This is a genomic window from Nonomuraea muscovyensis (assembly GCF_014207745.1).
Taxonomy (GTDB): Bacteria; Actinomycetota; Actinomycetes; order Streptosporangiales; family Streptosporangiaceae; genus Nonomuraea; species Nonomuraea muscovyensis.
Genome location: NZ_JACHJB010000002.1, coordinates 325,223 through 342,870 on the forward strand (window position 1 = coordinate 325,223; position 17,648 = coordinate 342,870).

General features: G+C 72.3%; 20 protein-coding genes. 14 read left to right on the top strand and 6 right to left on the bottom strand.

What is annotated here, in order from left to right:
* Window positions 1–6 precede the first annotated feature (6 nt).
* The 5 genes from FHU36_RS18005 to FHU36_RS18025 all read left to right on the top strand — a co-directional run bounded on the left by FHU36_RS18005 (window position 7) and on the right by FHU36_RS18025 (window position 6,550).
* Complete coding sequence (locus FHU36_RS18005) at window positions 7–1,596, top strand: FGGY family carbohydrate kinase (protein ID WP_185085135.1); 1,590 nt, start codon at window positions 7–9, stop codon at window positions 1,594–1,596.
* Complete coding sequence (locus FHU36_RS46380) at window positions 1,593–3,266, top strand: glycerol-3-phosphate dehydrogenase/oxidase (RefSeq protein ID WP_185085136.1); 1,674 nt, start codon at window positions 1,593–1,595, stop codon at window positions 3,264–3,266. Before FHU36_RS18005 ends, FHU36_RS46380 begins: the two co-directional genes overlap by 4 nt.
* Window positions 3,263–4,816 (top strand): FAD-binding oxidoreductase, encoded by a 1,554-nt coding sequence (locus tag FHU36_RS18015; RefSeq protein WP_185085137.1) that lies wholly within the window; start codon window positions 3,263–3,265, stop codon window positions 4,814–4,816. The genes FHU36_RS46380 and FHU36_RS18015 overlap by 4 nt, the downstream gene beginning before the upstream one ends.
* 9 nt (window positions 4,817–4,825) lie before the next feature.
* Window positions 4,826–5,437, top strand: a complete 612-nt coding sequence (locus FHU36_RS18020) for a glycerol-3-phosphate responsive antiterminator (RefSeq protein ID WP_221496419.1) — start codon at window positions 4,826–4,828, stop codon at window positions 5,435–5,437.
* Between the two features lie 270 nt (window positions 5,438–5,707).
* The gene (locus FHU36_RS18025) at window positions 5,708–6,550 is read left to right on the top strand and encodes a DMT family transporter (protein ID WP_185085138.1); all 843 of its coding nucleotides are present in this window, start codon (window positions 5,708–5,710) and stop codon (window positions 6,548–6,550) included.
* Window positions 6,551–6,711: 161 nt separating this feature from the next.
* Here FHU36_RS18025 and FHU36_RS18030 read toward each other — a convergent pair whose 3' ends face one another.
* Window positions 6,712–8,061: an alpha/beta fold hydrolase gene (locus FHU36_RS18030; protein WP_246502488.1), complete on the bottom strand. Its 1,350-nt coding sequence runs from the start codon at window positions 8,059–8,061 to the stop codon at window positions 6,712–6,714.
* Between the two features lie 608 nt (window positions 8,062–8,669).
* Between FHU36_RS18030 and FHU36_RS45675 the strand changes: the two genes are divergently transcribed.
* Together FHU36_RS45675 and FHU36_RS18040 are read left to right on the top strand one after the other, a co-directional pair.
* Window positions 8,670–8,804, top strand: a complete 135-nt coding sequence (locus tag FHU36_RS45675) for a hypothetical protein (RefSeq protein WP_281394299.1) — start codon at window positions 8,670–8,672, stop codon at window positions 8,802–8,804.
* Window positions 8,805–9,007: 203 nt separating this feature from the next.
* Window positions 9,008–9,331, top strand: a complete 324-nt coding sequence (locus FHU36_RS18040) for a hypothetical protein (RefSeq protein ID WP_185085140.1) — start codon at window positions 9,008–9,010, stop codon at window positions 9,329–9,331.
* 45 nt (window positions 9,332–9,376) lie between these two features.
* Here the strand turns inward: FHU36_RS18040 and FHU36_RS18045 are convergent, their stop codons facing one another.
* Together FHU36_RS18045 and FHU36_RS18050 are read right to left on the bottom strand one after the other, a co-directional pair.
* The gene (locus FHU36_RS18045) at window positions 9,377–10,075 is read right to left on the bottom strand and encodes a response regulator (RefSeq protein WP_185085141.1); all 699 of its coding nucleotides are present in this window, start codon (window positions 10,073–10,075) and stop codon (window positions 9,377–9,379) included.
* Window positions 10,072–11,319: a sensor histidine kinase gene (locus FHU36_RS18050; RefSeq protein ID WP_185085142.1), complete on the bottom strand. Its 1,248-nt coding sequence runs from the start codon at window positions 11,317–11,319 to the stop codon at window positions 10,072–10,074. Before FHU36_RS18050 ends, FHU36_RS18045 begins: the two co-directional genes overlap by 4 nt.
* Before the next feature lie 349 nt (window positions 11,320–11,668).
* On the opposite strand from FHU36_RS18050, the gene FHU36_RS18055 reads away from it, so the two are divergent.
* Window positions 11,669–12,250, top strand: coding sequence for a hypothetical protein (locus FHU36_RS18055; RefSeq protein ID WP_185085143.1), 582 nt, complete (start codon window positions 11,669–11,671; stop codon window positions 12,248–12,250).
* A gap of 97 nt (window positions 12,251–12,347) precedes the next feature.
* On the opposite strand, the gene FHU36_RS18060 is transcribed toward FHU36_RS18055, so the two are convergent.
* The 3 genes from FHU36_RS18060 to FHU36_RS18070 form a co-directional block, all read right to left on the bottom strand.
* A complete protein-coding gene (locus FHU36_RS18060) occupies window positions 12,348–12,518 on the bottom strand; it encodes a hypothetical protein (RefSeq protein ID WP_185085144.1) in 171 nt (56 codons plus the stop codon).
* A 90-nt stretch (window positions 12,519–12,608) separates the two neighbouring features.
* Complete coding sequence (locus FHU36_RS18065) at window positions 12,609–13,112, bottom strand: transposase (RefSeq protein WP_281394300.1); 504 nt, start codon at window positions 13,110–13,112, stop codon at window positions 12,609–12,611.
* A gap of 68 nt (window positions 13,113–13,180) precedes the next feature.
* Window positions 13,181–13,813 carry a TetR/AcrR family transcriptional regulator gene (locus FHU36_RS18070; RefSeq protein WP_185085146.1) on the bottom strand — a complete coding sequence of 211 codons (633 nt, stop codon included), beginning with the start codon at window positions 13,811–13,813 and terminating at the stop codon, window positions 13,181–13,183.
* 59 nt (window positions 13,814–13,872) lie between these two features.
* Here FHU36_RS18070 and FHU36_RS18075 point away from each other — a divergent pair, with 59 nt between their 5' ends.
* The 6 genes from FHU36_RS18075 to FHU36_RS18100 all read left to right on the top strand — a co-directional run bounded on the left by FHU36_RS18075 (window position 13,873) and on the right by FHU36_RS18100 (window position 17,636).
* Window positions 13,873–14,163 (top strand): antibiotic biosynthesis monooxygenase, encoded by a 291-nt coding sequence (locus FHU36_RS18075; RefSeq protein WP_185085147.1) that lies wholly within the window; start codon window positions 13,873–13,875, stop codon window positions 14,161–14,163.
* A gap of 55 nt (window positions 14,164–14,218) precedes the next feature.
* Window positions 14,219–15,136: an ABC transporter ATP-binding protein gene (locus FHU36_RS18080; RefSeq protein ID WP_185085148.1), complete on the top strand. Its 918-nt coding sequence runs from the start codon at window positions 14,219–14,221 to the stop codon at window positions 15,134–15,136.
* Window positions 15,126–15,896, top strand: coding sequence for an ABC transporter permease (locus FHU36_RS18085; protein WP_185085149.1), 771 nt, complete (start codon window positions 15,126–15,128; stop codon window positions 15,894–15,896). Before FHU36_RS18080 ends, FHU36_RS18085 begins: the two co-directional genes overlap by 11 nt.
* On the top strand, window positions 15,893–16,690 hold the full coding sequence (locus FHU36_RS18090; protein WP_185085150.1) for an ABC transporter permease: 798 nt from the start codon (window positions 15,893–15,895) through the stop codon (window positions 16,688–16,690). Before FHU36_RS18085 ends, FHU36_RS18090 begins: the two co-directional genes overlap by 4 nt.
* A gap of 31 nt (window positions 16,691–16,721) precedes the next feature.
* A complete protein-coding gene (locus FHU36_RS18095; RefSeq protein WP_185085151.1) occupies window positions 16,722–17,093 on the top strand; it encodes a DoxX family protein in 372 nt (123 codons plus the stop codon).
* 87 nt (window positions 17,094–17,180) lie between these two features.
* Window positions 17,181–17,636 carry an SAM-dependent methyltransferase gene (locus FHU36_RS18100; protein ID WP_312891671.1) on the top strand — a complete coding sequence of 152 codons (456 nt, stop codon included), beginning with the start codon at window positions 17,181–17,183 and terminating at the stop codon, window positions 17,634–17,636.
* Window positions 17,637–17,648: the final 12 nt, after the last annotated feature.

The following is a 17,648-nucleotide window of genomic DNA, read 5'->3' on the forward strand; positions in this document are numbered from 1 at the left end:
TCGCAGATGACCAGGGAACGCCGCCGCGGCGTGCTCGGCATCGATGAGGGCACCACGGGCACCCGCGCGGCCGTCGTCCTGGACGACGGCGGCGCGGCCCCGCCCGCATACCTGCCCATCTCGGTCAGCTCGCCCGACCACCTGCGTGTCGAGCAGGACGGCGCGGAGATCTGGGAGCGCACCGTCCAGGTCTGCCGCGAGGCCCTGGCCTGGGCCGCCGCCCACCAGGTGGAGATCACCGGAGTCTCGATCTCCACCCAGCGCGCGACGGTCCTGCTGTGGGACACCGTGACGGGCCGGCCGCTCAGCCGGGCCGTGGTCTGGCAGGACCGCAGGTACGCCGCGCGGCTGCGGGAGTGGGAACCCGAGTGGGACGCCCACCTCGCCGAGCACACCGGCCGGCCGGTCGGCTCACGCGCGCCGCTGCTGTGGGCGGCGGAGGAGATCGCCCGCGACGAGGTCGTCCGCCGGGCGCACGCGGCGGGCAGGCTGGCGTTCGGCTCGATCGACACCTGGCTGGTGTGGAAGCTCACCGGAGGTGCGCGCCACGTCATGTCCGCCACGAACGCCGTCGCCGCGGGCGCCTACGATCTGCGCACCGGTGACTGGCACGAGCCCTGGGTCACGTTCCTCGGCTGCCCACCGGACGTGCTGCCCCGGATCCTCGACGAGGACGGCGACTTCGGCGCGACCGACCCGGCGGTTCTCGGCGTGCGGCTGCCCATCCTGTCCGTCATGGGCGACCAGCACGCGGCGATGCTCGCGCTCGGCGCGCACCGGCCCGGTCAGGCCATGTGCGTCCACGGGACGGGAACGTTCCTCGACGCCGTCGCGGGTGAGCGGCCGCCGACCCAGCGCCGCCCGGTGCCCGGGGTGCTCACCCTGGTCGGCTGGCGCTCGCGCGGTGTCGCGGTGTTCAGCGTGGAGGGGTTCGCCGCGACGACCGGCTCCGCGCTGCGCTGGCTGTGCGACGAGATCGGCCTGTTCGAGTCGCCACGCGAGCTGGCCAGGCTGGCCCGCGAGCACCCCGGGCCCTCCCGGGTGACCTTCCTGCCGGCCCTCGCCGGGCTGCGCACCCCCGTGTGGGCGCCCGAGGCGACCGGGCTGCTGGCCGGCCTCAGCCTGTCCACCACCCGGGCGGAGCTGGCCCGCGGCGTCCTCGACGGCATCGCGCACTCCGTGTGCGACCTGCTGGAGGGCGTGGAGGAGGCGATGGGGCAGCCGGTCACCGAGCTGTTCTGCGGCGGCGGGCTCGCTTCCAGCGACGTCCTGATGTCCAGCCAGGCCGGCCTGCTCGGCCGGTCGGTGCGGCGCGCCCACGACCACGAGAGCGCCAGCCTGCGCGGCGCCGCCTATCTCGGTGGCGTGCGCGCGGGGCTGTGGCCGAGCGTCCCGGCGGCGGTCGCCGCGCTCCCGGCCGCGCCCGCCTTCGAACCGTCCCTGCCCGACCCCGAACGCCAGGAGAGCCGCGCCGCCTGGCGTGACCTGCTGGCCCGCCACATCCCGGTCCCGCCGCCCGCCCCCCGCCGGCCGTCCACGCCGCCGCCCGGCCCCGGCGGCCCCCGACCCGACTCACCGGAGGAATCAACGTCGTGATCCGGCTTCCCGAACGCAAGGCGAGATCGGAGACGAAGAACGCCATCCGCCGCACCCCGCTACGGCTCGACCGCCGCGAGCAGCTCGACCGGCTCGCCTGCCGGCCCGTCGACGTCCTCGTCGTCGGCGGCGGCGTCACCGGCTGCTACACCGCGCTGGACGCCGCCACCCGCGGCCTGTCCGTCGCGCTGGTCGAACGGGACGACTTCGCCTCCGGCACCTCGTCCAAGTCGTCGAAGATGGTGCACGGCGGCCTGCGCTACATCGAGCAGGGCAACCTGCCGCTGGTCCGGCGCTCGCTGCTCGAACGCCAGCGGTTCCGCCGCAACGCGCCGCACCTGGTGCAGCGGCTGCCGTTCGTCTTTCCCGTGCTCACCCAGGACGGCGTCTTCGACGCGCGCATCGCCAAGGCCTTCGAGGGCCTGCTGTGGACCTACGATCTGGCCGGAGGGTGGCGGATCGGACGGCTGCACAGGCGGCTCACCGTGCCGGAAGTCCTCGTCCGCGCCCCGCGCCTGCGCGCCGACCGGCTCAAGGGCGGCCTGCTCTACTACGACAGCCGCACCGACGACGCGCGTCTGACCCTGACCATCGCGCGGACCGCCGCGCACTTCGGGGCGACCGTGCTGAACGGCGCCGACTGCCGCGCGCTCATCCGCGAGGGCGGCCGGGTGCGCGGCGCCACCGTCGAGGTCGACGGCCGGGAGGTGGACGTACGCGCCGGGGTGGTGATCAACGCGACCGGGGTCTGGTCGGACACCCTCGACGGGCTGTCGGACCCCGGCCACCGGCCCCGCGTCCGCCCCGCGAAGGGCGTGCACATCATGGTGCCGTGGACCCGGCTGCCGGTGGACGGCACCGTGACCGTGCCCATCCCCGGCCGGGCCCGCCGCGCCACCTGCACCCGGTGGGGCGACGTGGTCGTGGTCGGCACGACCGACACCGACTACGGGGGTTGCCTGGACGAGGTGCTGTGCACCCGCGAGGAGATGGACTACCTCCTCGACGGCGCCAACACCGCCTTCGACGCCGACCTCGGCCCGGCCGACGTGATCGGCTCGATGGCGGGGCTGCGGCCCCTGGTCGGCGGCAAGGAGGGCGCCACCCTCGACATGAGCCGCGACCACCGCGTCTCGACGGACGCGCACGGGTTGGTCACCGTCACCGGCGGCAAGCTCACCACCAGCCGTCACATGGGCGAGCTGGTGGTCGACGAGGCGCTGAAGGTGCTCGGCCGCCGGGCCCGCTGCCGGACGGCGCGGCTGCCTCTGCTCGGCGGCGCCGGCTACGACGCGGAGGCCACCTCGGCCACCGGGGGAGTGGGCGCCCACCTTGGCGAGCGGTACGGAACAGAAGCGCGTTTCGTGGCCGACCTCTTCGCCGAGGACCCGTCCCTCATCGAGCCGATCATCGAGGGCGCCGGCCACCTGCGCGCCGAGGTGGTCTACGCGGCCCGGTGCGAGCTGGCGCGGACCGTCGACGACGTGCTGTCACGCCGCACCCGGATGCGGCTGTTCGCCCGTGACCTGTCGGTGAAGGCGGCCCCGGAGGTCGGCCGGCTGCTCCAGCGGGAGCTGGGCCTGTCCGACGAGGAGGTCGCCCGCCAGGTCGACGACTACGTCTCCGGCGTCGAGCGGGAGAAGACCGTACTGATGGAAGGACTCTCATGATCAGCAGGCAGACCGTCACCCACCCGTTCAACCGGGGCGACTACGTGGTCGGCGCGCCCACGCCGCCCCGGTGGGCGGCCGCCTGCCCGCCCGGCACGGGCCCGGCGAGCCTGCAGGCCGCCGTGGTGGAGGTTGCGGCCGGGGTTCTGACGGAACTGCGCTCGGTCGCGGCGGCCGTGCACACCGACCGCGACGAGGTGATCCGCCGTACCCGCGACTGGTGGGCGGGCACGTCCATCGGCGAGACGGACGGCGAGCCGGCCACCCCCGACGCCGTGATCGTCGAGGTGGCCGACGAGGAGCAGGTCGCCGCCGTGGTGCGGATCTGCCGGGCGCACGGCCTCCCGCTGACGGTCTCGGCCGGCCGCAGCAATGTGCTGGGGGCCGCCCTGCCGGTGTTCGGCGGGGTCGTGCTGGACGTGTGCCGGCTCAACCGGATCGTCTCCTTCGACGCCGAGTCGATGATCGTCGAGGTGCAGGCGGGGATGTTCGGCGACCTGTTCGAGAAGGAGCTCCAGGAGGAGCACGGCGTCACCACCGGGCACTGGCCGTCGGCGTTCGCCATCTCCACCGTCGGCGGCTGGGCCGCCTGCCGGGGAGCGGGCCAGCTGTCCACCCGGTACGGGAAGATCGAGGACATGGTCGTCGGCCTCGACGTGGTCCTGCCGGACGGCACCACCGCGAGCTACGGCACCTACCCGCGGGCCGCCGTGGGTCCCGACCTGCGCCAGCTGTTCATCGGCTCGGAGGGGACCCTCGGCGTGATCACCCGGTTGCGGCTGCGGACGCACCGGTTGCCGGAGTACGCGCGCGGCCTGGCCTACGGGTTCGGCACGTTCGCCGCCGGTCTCGACGCCTGCCGGGAGATCCTCCAGCGCGGCGCGACCCCCGCCGTGCTGCGCCTGTACGACGGGCACGAGAGCGGCACGCACTTCGCCGAGCCCGGCACGAATCTGCTGCTCATCGCCGACGAGGGCGACCCCGCGCTGGTGGAGGCCACCATGGCGGTCGTCGAGGAGGTCTGCGGCGGGCGGGCGACGACGAAGCTGGACGGTGCGGCGGTCCTGGCCCGCTGGCTGGACGAGCGCATGATCGTCGGCAAGTCCGGCGACGGGTTCGCCAAGGGGCCCGGTTTCGTCGCCGACACCTGCGAGATCGCCGCGCCGTGGTCGGCACTGCAGGCGATCTACGACGAGGTGGTCGCGGCGGTCGAGGCCGTCCCGGGGACGCTGCGCGTCTCCGCGCACCAGTCGCACGCCTACACCGACGGCGCCTGCCTGTACTTCTCGCTGCGCGGTGAGGTGGACCGGCCCCGCCGCCGGGAGTGGTACCGGGCCGCCTGGGACGCGGCCAACGAGGTGCTCATCCGGCACGGCGCCGCGATCAGCCACCACCACGGCGTGGGGCTGCTGCGCTCGCCGTACGTCGAGCCGGCCCTGGGCAGCGGCTTCGGCACGCTGGTGGCCGTCAAGCAGGCCCTGGACCCGGCCGGCATCATGAACCCGGGCAAGCTGGGGCTGCCCAGCCCCTTCGGTGCGGTGCGTGATTAAGGTGTTCCGGTGAGCTCACGCCCGAAACGTCCGATTGATCGGCGCCTGCTGGCCGCGCTGGCGGACTATCCCGTCATGGCCTCGCTGGTCAGCGTGGCGATGGCGGACACGTTCACCGCCACCTCGACCCCGCTGGGCATCCTCGCCTCGGTCCCGCTCGGCGACCTGGCGGCCACGGTGCGGCGGACGGTCGACGCGGGCAAGATCGTGTTCGTCAACATGGACTCGACGCCCGGTCTGGGGCACGATCCCGGCGCCCTGTCCTACCTGCGGGACATCGGGGCGGTGGGCATCTGCTCCACCCGGGCGGCGATCGTGGAGCGGGCTGCCGGGCTCGGCCTGCTGTCCATGCAGAAGGTGTTCGTGACCGACCGGTCCAACCTCAACCGGAGCCTGCAGGCCATCGCGCGCTCGCGCCCCGACCTCGTGCAGCTCATGCCCGCCGTCGTGCTGCGCTACATGGAGCAGCAGGCCAGGGATCTCGGCGTGCCCTACCTGGCGGCCGGGTTCGTCCAGGGCGAGGCGGACGTGGTGGAGGCGCTCCAGCACGGCGCGGTGGGGGTCTGCACCTCGGACGAGAAGCTGTGGGGGTTGCGCCGCTCGGCCCTGCGCGCGTCCTGATCATCCTCGGGCATTGCGCCCAGGCGGCTCGGCGGTTCACGGCCCGCCGAGCCGCCGTCAGCCGTGCCCGTACCTCGGAAGGACCACCGTATGACGCCGGCCAGGCCGGACCTGTCAGCTCCGCCCCCCGGACCGCGGCCGCCCAGGGGTGGCGAGGCCCACACCGATGGCGGACCCCGCACGGGAAGGCAGCCGCGTGCGGCGGCCAAGCCCCGTAGCGGGGCGCGTACGGCGGGCAGGGCTCGCAGGTGGGCAGGTGCCCGCTCGGCGGTGCTGGCTCCGCCGCTCTTCGTCGTGCTCTGGAGCAGCGCCTTCATCGCGGGCATCCCCGGGGTCGCGGCCGCGCCGCCGCTCCTGCTGATGTTCGCCCGCTTCGCGGTGGCCGGGACGCTGCTGGCCGGATACGCCCTGATCACCCGCGCCCCCTGGCCGCGCGGCCGGGCACTGGCGCACATCGCCGTCTCCGGGCTCCTCATGCAGGCCGTCCAGTTCGGCAGCTTCTACACCGTGCTCGGCATGGGGTTCCCGGCCGCCGTCATCTCGCTCGTCCAGGGGCTCAGCCCGATCGTGGTCGCGCTGGCCGCCCGGTTCCTCGGCGAGCCGGTCACCGGGCGGCAGTGGCTCGGGTTCGCGCTCGGGGCGTCCGGTGTGCTGCTCGCGGTGGCCGACCGGGTGAGCCTGTCGGCCTGGGGAGTGGTGCTGTGCCTGGTCGGGTTGGCCGGGCTCAGCGCCGGCACCCTCTACCAGAAGCGCTTCGTCCCCGCCATGGACGTCCGCACCGGCACCGCCACCCAGCTTCTCGCCAGTGCCCCGGCGGTCGGCCTGGTCTGCCTGGCCGTCGAGACGCCGCGGGTGTCGGACTGGACGGCGTTCGGCGGGTCGGTGGCCTGGATGGTGCTGGTCAACTCCATCGCGGCGTTCATCCTGCTCAACACCATGCTGGCGCGCTCGTCCGCCAGCCGGGTCAGCACCGTGTTCTTCCTGACGCCGGCGGTGACGGCGGTGCTGGCCTGGCTGCTGGCCGGGCAGTCTCTGCATCCGCTCGCCGTCGCCGGGCTCGCGCTCGGCGGCGCCGGTGTCCTGCTCGCCAACCACCGGCCCCGGCTCCGGTGACCTGGTCCGGGGGCCGGAAACGGCCGGCGGCTCTTCGGGGCCACAGCTCGGCCATCCGCCGCGGCGGGGGCGGGCTGCCTGGTAGCCGTAGGCCCCCGACACCGCTGCGAGGGCATCGGGCCCGGCGACCCGTGGCGGGTCGCCGGGCCGGTAACCGGTGGTCAGCTCGGGATTGCGCTGCCCTCGCAACCATCGCCGATCTGGCCCGTCTCGAAGTACCGCACCACGTCGGCCGCGCACTTGGGCACCCGGGTGGTCGACACGTGCACATCGTCGGCGACCGTGTAGACGGTGCCGCCGATGGCGCGCCGCGTCTGCAGCGTCCAGTCGTAGACGGACATGAACTCGTGCAGGTGCCCCGCCAGCACCAGTGACCCGCTGCCCCGCTTCAACGTGGCCTGCTGCACCGGCAGCGGCCAGCCGGGACACATGACGGGCAGTCCCCAGGACCGGCCGGTCGCCGGGTGGCGCTTCACGAGCTGCTGGTAGTCACGCCAGGCGGTGTCGAAACCGGCCCGGCTGCTGTCCTCGTTGCAAGCGACGGCCAGGTTCATGGTCCTGTTCAGTGTTTCGGGCGCGCCGGGCACGGGCGTCCCCATCATCGGCGCGCCGAGCAGTTCCTTGACGGTGGGCGGGGCGGTGGTGCCCGTCGCCGTCCGCAGTTCGGCCAGCGCCTTGCCCGCGCGCACCCACTCGGTCGAGTTACGCCTGGCCAGGTCGGCGACGGCCGAGCCGTCGATGGGCCGCTGCAGGTCGGTGTAGATCTTGGGGCTCTTGTCGTACGTACTGACCAGCTTCGCCACCTCCTCGCGCACCGTCCGTGCGGTGGCACCCAGACCGTAGGTCCCGTCGCGGCGGGCCAGCCAGGCGGCCATGCGCCCGAAGTTACGCTCGGCCGCCTCCGCGCTGTCCTTGGCGTGCTCGTCAATACGGGTCCACGGCGGCGCCACGCTGTCCAGGAAGGCCCGTCCGGTGTGCCCGGGGAACAGGCTGCGGTACACCATGCCCAGATAGGTGCCCCAGGAGAAGCCGAGCAGGTTGAGTTTGCTCTCACCCAGCGCGGTCCGTACCAGATCCAGGTCCTTGGCCACGTTCTCGGTGGTGAGCTGTCCGAGGAAAGCGGGGTCAGAGCGTCCGCACTTCTGGTTGGCGGCGACCTGGGCGTCGTATATCTTCCTGGCCGCCTCCTTGATCAGCGTGCCGGGCTCCTGCGGGCCGTTTGGCGAGGAGGTGCAGGCGACCTTGGTGCTGTACCCGACCCCGCGCGGGTCGAAGCCAATGATGTCGTATCGCTCGTTGAGCCCCGCCATCTCCTCGTTCCTGAGCGCGGCCCGCAGGACCGGGTCCAGATATCCGCTGTTGCCCGGCCCGCCCGGCAGGACGGCAACGGCGCCGAGCCGGTGGGCCTCGTCCGTGGCGGCCAGCCGGGTCACCGCGATGTCGATCTTCCGCCCGCCGGGGTCACGATGGTTCAGCGGGACGCTGACCGTGCCGCACTCCAAGCGCTTCATCAAGGAGCGGAACGCCGCAACCTTGTCCTCCGCTACCCCCAGGCTGCGAATCACCTCATCGGAGTAGGCCGGGCAGGATTTCCACTGCACGGACGACACACCGGAGCTCGAGCTGGGGTTCGCGGTGGCGCTCGCGCTCACGGCGACGGTAGCGGTGGCACCCGCCGCGGAAGGATGCGCCGCCAACCCCGCCAGCGCCAGGCCCAGTGCGGTCAGTGAAGTTCGGTACGTCATGCGGATCAGTAGTAGAGCAGCGGTTGTTTCCTTACCGTTTCTGTGAGGATGGTCGCCCGCCCTACGCAGACTCTCAAGATCCACGCCAAACCGTCAGGTTCGATGGGTCCGGACAACGACTGTCTGGAAGCATCGAAGATGACAGCGAGAGGTGCTCCCGACCTGGGCACTGTCAGAGCATCTTGTGTGAGCTTCGATCTTGCTGTTCTTGCTCTGGTGCCAGGTGAGACCGCGGAGGCGGCCCAGGCGATGCTGGAGCGCTGTCGGGGTAGGGTCCATCCCGAGGGGGAGCTTGATCAGCGGATCGTGGACTTCTATGACGAGCTCCGCGCTGCTTTTCCCGATCACGGAGAGCAGGGCGAGGAGTCGCGTGGATGTCCGCGCCGCTGAACGTCGGCATCGACCACGTCATCATGAACATGTCCTTCTCGGCGAAGAGCGATCCGGCCATCCGGCTCGTTGAGGACCTTGCCGGGCGGCTTGGCCTCGCGATCTATGACTTCCAGTGACGGCGGCCATGAGAGGCGGTTCTGAGCCACAGCGTGTCCTACCTGCGGAATCGTGTCGGACCGGAGGCATGGCAGGGATCGGCGCCGTCTGGCCGATCTGGCGGCGGCGGGCTCTGATGAGCAGATCGCCCGCTATGGCCGCTTGTGAACTGCCGCTGGACCAGGTCGGACGCGGATGCGGCCCGCTTATCGGTCATGGTGGTGTGGCACCCCTTGCGCCTGTTCACCCCGGCCAGCCCGGCGGCGCGCATCAGCCGGGCTGCTGGGTATGTCGCGCCAGGGCCCAGCGCAACGCCGGCGCCTACCAGGGCCTCAGCCAGACCGGCTACGCCATCTCCGCCATGGTCTCACCGGTGCTTGTCACCGCCATCGCCATCGAACACGAAACCGTGGGCTGGCTCGCGCTGGCCGCGCTGTTCGTCGCCGGCGGCACCGGCGCCGCGGCAGTCGCCCGAAGGCACCGCCCCAGAGCAACGTCCGTCCCGGACGCACCCGTACCGGCTGGTGCGAGCGCGAAGGCGCGCTGAGTCAGGGTGCTGGGATCATCCGGCGGGAGGTGAACGCCCGGACGCTCACAGGAGCCGGTGATCTCTGGCGTAGACGGCGGCCTGGGTCCGGTCGCGCAGGCCCAGCCGGCCGAGGATCCGCGAGATGTGGTTCTTCACCGTGCCCTCGCTGAGGTACATGCGCGCCGCGATCTCCCTGTTGGTCGATCCGGTCGCGATGAGCCGCAGGACCTCGATCTCGCGGGGCGTCAGGACCGAGGCCGGTGACGGCCCGGCGTCGCGGCCGGGCTCCGGCTCGGACGGCAGGGCGGCGGCCAGGCGCAGGGTGACCGAGGAGTCGAGCTGGGCGACGCCGGCGGACGCCAGCCGCACCGCCTCGGCGAGCCGGGCGGCGGGCAGGTTCTTCAGCAGGTAGCCGGCCGCGCCCGCCCGCAGCGCCTCGACGACGTACTCGTCGTTGTCGAAGGTCGTCAGCATCACCACACGGCAGGCGGGGGCCCGGCGGCGCAGGACCGACACCGCCTCGACACCGCTCATCCGCGGCATGCGGACATCCATGAGGACCACGTCCGGCTCCAGCGAGAGCGCGGCCTCGACGGCCTCCTGGCCGTCCGCGGCCGTGCCCACGACGACGATGCCGGGCTGGATGCCGAGCAGGGAGGCGATGCCCTCGCGGACCAGTTCCTGGTCGTCGACGACCAGCACCCGCACGCGCTGCTCGCCGGGCTGGGCCGGGCCGGTGGGATCCGTGGGGGAGAGCGTCATCGTCCTGCCGCCGACCGGCGCGGCACGGTCACGGTGACGGTGGTGCCGCGCCCCGCCTCGCTCGTGACGGCGACGGCTCCGCCGGCGAGACGCACCCGCTCCCGCATCCCGCGCAGGCCGACCCCCCGCTCCTCCCAGGGGCCGGGGGGAAGGCCCGTGCCGTCGTCCGTCACGACGAGCCGCGCCTCCACGTCCCCGCAGGTCGCCGAGACCGTGACCCGCCCGGCGGCGGCATGCCTGAGGGCGTTGGTCAGCGCCTCCTGCGCGGCGCGGTACAGCGCCCGCAGCGCCGCGGCGTCGTAGCCCGACTCGTCGCCGGCCGTCTCCAGGGTCACGTGTGAACGGGCGCCGTCCAGGCGCCGTACGAGCTCGGCGAGCGCCTCCGACAGGCGGAACGGCCCCGCCTCCCCCCGCAGCGCGCGCACCGAGTGACGGACCTCCTCCAGGGCCCGCGCGGCCGACGTCCGCGCGTCGGCCAGCGCGCGCTCGGCGGTGGGCCTGTCGCGGTCGAGGAACGCCTCCGCCTTCTCCATCTGCACCGCGGCGGCGGTGAGGTGATGCCCCAGACTGTCGTGGATCTCGCGCGCCACCCGGTTGCGCTCCTCGGCCGCCGTGAGCTCGGCGACCCGCTCGGCGTACCTGCTGAGCCGCGTGTGGGACTCCTCCACCTCGTCCAGCGCGTGCTCCAGTCGCGTACGCGACTCCTGCTCACCGACGGCCACGGCGGCCATGGAGACGGCGAGGACCAGGCCCAGGACGAACATGAGCAGGTCGGAGACGTAGGCCGCGTTCACGTACCAGCCCGGGGCGGCGATCGAGAACCACGCGACCAGCAGGCCCAGGCAGACGGCGGCCAGCGCGACCGCGACCCGGCGGCCGAAGGCGAAGTACGCGGTGAACGGGAGCAGGACGAACAGCGCCCGGGACAGACCGGCCGGGTCGGCGGCCGTGACCACGACGAACAGGATCAGCCGGGCCCCCGCCAGGGCGGCGGCGGGGCCCTTGGGTGTCCGCACGCGGTAGCGCCGCCGCTCCAGCACGTCGAGGCCGGCCAGCGTCGCCAGACCGGCGACGAAGACGGCCACTCCGGACGGCGGCGGAGAGACGGCGCCGACGGCGTCGTAGTACAGCCCGCCCGCCAGCACCGCGGCGTAGAGCAGCGGCGCGACCCAGGGCACCGGACGCCCGGACACGTGTGACGGGGGTTCGCCGCCCGGGGCGAGCGCGGTCGGTGACGAAGTCATCCCAAACCCTCCCTACCGGTCCTAATGGGCAGCACGTCCCGCACAGCCGTGCCCCGCTCGCGAGGGCGACCGGAGCCGATCCCGCACGGCGGCGGGTCCCCCCACCCGTCCGGCCGGAGCGCCCGCCGTCAGGCTACGCCCCGCTTGCACCGGGGGGCGATCGCCGCGGGCGGGTTCTGCCCGGACAGCACGTGCCGTCCGGCACGGTCCGCTCCGGATCCGGCGGCTCCGCCCGGCGTACGCGCCGTGACCTTCGGCCGCGAGCCGGGACGACCGGCATCTGCACCCGCCGGCCCCGGGCCTCCTACGGTCGTCACGTCTGTTACCGACCGCAAGGAGCCGCTTCCCGATGACTTCCACCTGGCTGCCGCGCTTCGGCGCGATCTGCGCGATCCTGTTGGGCCTGTCGATCGGCGGCCCGGGACTGGTCGAGGCGTTCACCGGCGAGACCGCCGTGACGAGCTTCGTCCTCGGAATCGGGGCCGCGCTGGGAACACCGGCCCTGACGGTCCTCTACCTTCACCAGGCCGCCGCCGGTGGGCGCTTCGGGCTGGTCGCGTACGCGGTGAACGTCGTCGGGCTCAGCCTGTTCGCCGGCGTCGCGTTCACCCTGAACATCGTGCTGTTCTACCTGGAGCCCGCGATCGTGGAGCGGTTGCTCCAGGGGCCGACCAGGGGGGCGTTCCTCGCCGCGACCGCGGTGTTCGTGGCCGGCACGGTGCTGTTCGCCGTCTCGATGGCGCGCTCGCGGATCTTCCCCCGGCCCGCCGTGTACGGGTACGGTGTCGCGCTGCCGCTGCTGGCGGTGCTCGCCCCACTGCCCGACACCCCACTCACCAGCGCCGTGCACGTGGTGGCGGGCGCGTCGCTGATCTGGCTCGCGCTGCCGGTCCTGCCGCGCCGGACCGCCGTCGTGAACGAGGCCGCCTGACGGTGCGGCTCAGCGGGCGGCCCGGTGACCATGAGTGCACGGGGAAGTTCAAGAGCTAGTCCGCAATGCCGTGTAGTTGAGGGCCGTGGTCGCTTGGTCAAGGCTCTGAGCCGGCGCGGATCTCGATGCCGATCGTGGCTTTGTAGCTGGTGCGGTCGATGGTGCCCCTCGCGGGCAGGGTGAGCAGGCGCAGCGCTGGATAGCCGGCGCCGCCGTGGTTGCCCCGTTGCTTGGGATAGACGCTCAGGTTGGCGGCGGTGTCGGCCACGCTCATGACGGTGCCGTCGATCGCGCAGACCAGCAGTCCGTGCCAGCGGGTGCCGGGGGTGGCCTCGCGAGCGGCCCAGCTTGGCCGCTGTCAGCCGGATCCTGCGCCGCAGTCGTAACCGCCGGCGTCCGGCACGCTCCCCGCCGTCGCCGTCGCCGTCGCCGTCGCCGGGCTCGCCGTCCTGGGGGATTTGCCCCTTAGGTGCAGCCCCCTTTCCTCGTCGGCGGCCTTCTCCAGCGCCGTCATCAGCTCACCGTCCACCACCATCCCCGCGGCGTGGTGATGGGCGCGGGCCGTGGTGGAGTCCACGCTGACCAGGTCGAGGTCGACCTGACCACGAGCCGCGGCCTCAGCGATCACGGTCTGCATCAACTGCTCGAAGACGCCCGTCGTCGCCCACGACCGGAACCTGTCGTAGACCGTCGACCACGGCCTGTACTCCGCGGGAAGATCCCGCCACGGGCTGCCGGTCCGAAACCGCCACATCACGGCGTCGAACTGCTGCCGCAGGTCGGGGATCGGACCTCGCTCACCCAGCGGCAGGTGAGGCTCGATCAAGGACCACTCGTCATCGGTGAGGTCTCCACGCGCCATAGCGATGGCCTATCAGGACCGGAAACCACGGCGCAGGCGATCCCACTGATCTCAACTCCATACAGGCCCTAGTCCGAGCAGAGCTGGGCGCGCAGCGTCCGGCGGGCCCAGCGCTCCCAGCGCTCACGCGGCCAGCCCCGCTCCTGCACGAACAGCAGGTACAGCTCAGGGCTGAGCAGGCCGTACAGCAGGTCGGCGGCTTCCTCCACCGGCATCTCGGCCCGCGCCCCGGGTTTGGCGACGAGTGCCCGGGCCGCCTCCTGCTGGACGACATACCGGGGGTCGACGTCGTGCGGCCACAGGGCGGCGACCTCGGGGTCGCTCGCGCACGCCCCGTCCAGCACCTTGCCGATCGGCGCGACACGCTCCAGGACCGAGGTCGTGCCGGTGACGTAGGCGCGCAGCATGTCCTGGGCGGTGGCGGCGGCCAGCGCGGCGGTGTACCACGGCCGGTCCATCGTGGCGACGGGCTCGTCGTCGCCTGCGATCGTGACGTCGACCAGTTCCTTCAGCAGGGCGCGTTTGTTGCCGAACACGAAGTAGATCGTCTGTACGGCGACCCCGGCCTGGGCGGCGACGTCCTGCAGGTTCGTCGCGCCGTAGCCGTCGCGCACGAACAGCTCCAGTGCCGCCCGCAGGATGCGCCGACGCGTCTCCTGCGCCTTCTGCGCCCGCTTGCTCATCCGCTTGACATCACTCATGGCTAGAGTCTATCTCTAGATTCAGTAACTAGAAGTCGACTCTAGAGAGCAGGTTCAGTATGTCGGTCATCACCGTCACGCGCTTCCAGGTCGCCCCCGCCGACGCCGAGCAGCTCCGGGCCCGGCACACCGCCCTCGTCTCCGCCTTCCGGGCGGCCTTTCCCGGGCTCACCGAGGCGCGCCTTGGCCGGCTCGACGAGGAGACGTGGGTGGGCATCTGGCGCTGGGACTCGGCCGCGAGCCTGCGGGCCGCCCGCCAGGCCGTGCCCGGCAACGCCGAGGCCGCCGCGGCCTTCTCCCTGACCCGCGACGCCGCGGTGGAGGACATCGAGGTCCTGGACGAGCACTGACCGCACCCTCCCGGCCCCTCACCCCGGGGGCCGGCTTCCCGATCGAGGAGATGACATGATCGAGATCGACGCGTTGACCAAGGTGTACGGCTCGGCGCAGGTCCCGGCCGTCGACGAGGTGTCCCTGCACATCCCCGCCGGATCGATCTTCGGCTTCCTGGGACCCAACGGCGCCGGCAAGACCACCACCATCAAGATGCTGGCCGGCCTGCTCACCCCCACCTCGGGCCAGGCCCGGCTGGGCGGCTTCGACGTGGCCCGGCAGCGTTCGGCCGCGATGGCGCAGTTCGGCGCGGTGCTCGAAGGCTCGCGCAACGTCTACTGGAGCCTGTCGGCCTGGCAGAACCTGATGTACTTCGGCCGGCTCAAGGGCCTGCGCAAGGCACAGGTCGCCGAGCGCGCCCAGGACCTGCTGACCGATCTGGGCCTGTGGAAGCGGCGCGACGACAAGGTCGGCGGCTTCTCGCGCGGCATGCAGCAGAAGGTCGCGATCGCCGCCGCGCTGATCGCCGACCCGCCGATCGTCCTGCTGGACGAGCCGACGCTCGGCCTGGACGTCGAGGCCACCCGCACCGTCAAGAACTGGATCGCCGAGCAGGCGCGCGAGCTCGGCACCACCATCCTGCTCACCACCCACCAGCTCGATGTGGCTCAGGAGCTGTGTGACCGGGTGGCCGTCATACGCCAGGGCCGGCTCGTGGCCGACCTGCCCACGCGGGAGCTGCTGGCCGGTTTCCGCGAACGCGACAGGTACGAGATCCGCATCGAAGGAGCGGCGCCACCCGGCTTCGACGCCGTCATCGGCGAGGGCGTCACCACGATCAGCGTGCAGGTGAGCAACCCGATCGAGGTGTACGACCTGGTCGAGCGCCTGCGTGTCCACGGGGCCGTCATCGAGTCGCTGACCCAGGTGCAGCCCGACCTGGAGGATGTGTTCCTCGCCCTGGTGAACGAGCCGCCCCATGCTGCTTAAGGTCCTGGGCGCGGAGATCGGCAAGGGCCTGCGTGTCCAACTGGCCCACCCGGTCGGCCACGTCATCACCCTGCTGATCAGCGCCATGATGTACCTCGGCCTGCAGTTCGTCCTGGGCCAGGGCGAACTGCGCCAGGATCTGCTGCCGCGGACCCTGGTCGCGATCGGCGGCTACTGGTTCCTGCAGTACGCCGGCCTGGTGATGGTGGCCGACCTCATCGAGGAGAAACGCGCCGGCACCTTCGTCCAGGCCCAGATGACCCCGGCGCCGCCGTGGCTGCCGATGCTCGGCCGGCTGCTCACCGCCTCGGTGTTCGGCCTGGCGGTGGCCGCCGTGGCCACCCTCGTCCCGCTGCTGGTGGCCGGGATCGCGATCCCGCTGCGCTGGGCGGCGATCCTGCCCGTCGTGCTCATGGGGGCCGACGCGCTGGCCTTCACGTTCCTGCTGGCGGCCCTCGCGCTGGGCTCGCCGATGATCGGCGCCCTGCAGTCGCTGTTCACCTCGCTGGTGCTGCTGCTCAACGGCTCGTTCCTGCCGCTGGCCTTCTACCCGGACTGGCTGGCCGCCCTGGCGAGAATCCTGCCCACCACGCTGGGCATCGAGGCGACCACCCAGACCCTGTTCGAGGGCCGGAGCCTGGCCGAGCTCTGGAGCGGCGGCACCCTGCCCTGGCTGCTCGCCCACACCCTCGCCCTCAGCGTCGTCGCCGGCCTGCTGTTCGTCCGCAACCACCGCCGAGCCCTGCAGGAGCCGTCATGACCTTCGCCCGCGGATTCGCCGCGGAAGTCCGCAAGGGCTTGCTCAACCTCGCCGCCGGATGGCGCGAGGTCCTCATCCAAATGATCACATTTCCGCTGTTCTACCTGCTCATCGTGCTGTTCATGGGGCGCGGGCAGCTGCGTGCCGAACTGCTGCTGCCGGTGCTGCTCGGCATGGTGGCGCTGACGTTCATCCACGAGCAGGTCAACCGGGTGTTCTGGGGATATCTGGGCGACATCCAGTCCGGCGTGCTGGAACAGACCTACCTGACGCCGCTGCCCTCGGCCGCGCTCATCCTCGGCCGCCAGGTCGCCGCCGCGATCTCCGCCCTGCCGACCGCGCTGGCCGTGCTGGCCACCGGCGCCACCGCCATCACCGTCCAGGGCGGGCAACTGCCCGTCGACGTGCAGGTGATCGTGCCACTGGCCGCGATCGTCCTGGGCACCTGCGGGCTGGCGCTGATCCTGTGCGGGTTGACCCTGGTGTTCAAACGCATCGAGATCATCACCCAGCTGTCGGTGGCCGTCTACGCCATCGCGGGCGGCACCCTGGTCCCTCTGGCCGCCATGCCCGACCCGGTCGCGTTCATCAGCCGGCTGGTCGTCCCCATCGCGCCCGGCATCGAGGCGATGCGGGACATCCTGCTCGGCGGGCACTCCCTGGCCGCTCTCCCGTCCGGCTGGGGTCTCGGCTGGCTGCTGGTGCAGCCGCTTCTCCTCACGGCCGCCGGGGCGGTCGCGTTCAACCGGCTCGAACACCTCGCCCGGCACCGCGGCACCCTCGGCCGCTACTAGCCGGCACCTGAACGAAAAGAGAGCAACTGACGTGAACGTTATCCTGTGGGTACTGCAGGCGGCCCTGGCCGCCGTCTTCGGCCTGGCCGGGGTCATGCATGTCACCCAGCCCAAGGAGAAGCTGCGGCCCATGCTGCCCTGGGTGGAGGACTTCAGCCCCGGTCAGCTCCGACTGATCGGCGTGGTCGAACTGCTCGGCGCCCTCGGTCTGATCCTGCCCGCCGTCACCGGCATCGCCCCGGTCCTCACCCCGCTGGCCGCCACCGGCCTGGCCATCACCATGCTCGGCGCCGCCGCCACCCACGTCCGACGCAGAGAGCCGTCGGCCGTGGCCGTCAACGTGGCACTGCTCGCGATCGCCGCCGTCATCGCCTGGGGCCGCTTCGGCCCGCACGCCTTCTGACCCCTTCGTCCCGCTCGAGTGCGTGACGCCTCGGGCGGGACGTCAGCCGCTACGGGAAGCCTGGAGACCATCATGACAACGGATTGCGTGACCCTGCGACCAGTCGGCCAGGTCGTGGGCGGTCGCAGCGAGATGTTCGAGGACGACTGGCACGACGTTCGAGCCGTGATCCGGCTGGACCCCGAGTCCTTCACCACCTCGGCGGTGCTCGGCCTGGAGGACTTCTCCCACCTGGAGGTCGTCTTCCTCTTCGACCGGATCGACCCGGCCACCGTGCACAGCCGACCCCGTCCGCCACGGGGGAACCCGAGCGCGGCGCCCGTGGGGGTCTTCGCCCACCGCGGGCCGTACCGACCCAACCGCCTCGGCCTCTCCCGCTGCCGGCTCCTCGCCGTGGACGGCCTGAACCTGCACGTCGCCGACCTGGACGCACTTGCCGGCTCGCCCGTCCTGGATGTCAAGCCGTACCTGGTCGAGTTCGCCCCCCGCCATCCGGTCACCCAGCCGAGGTGGGCCACCAGACTCATGAGCCCCTATTACTGAGGCTCCTGTCCG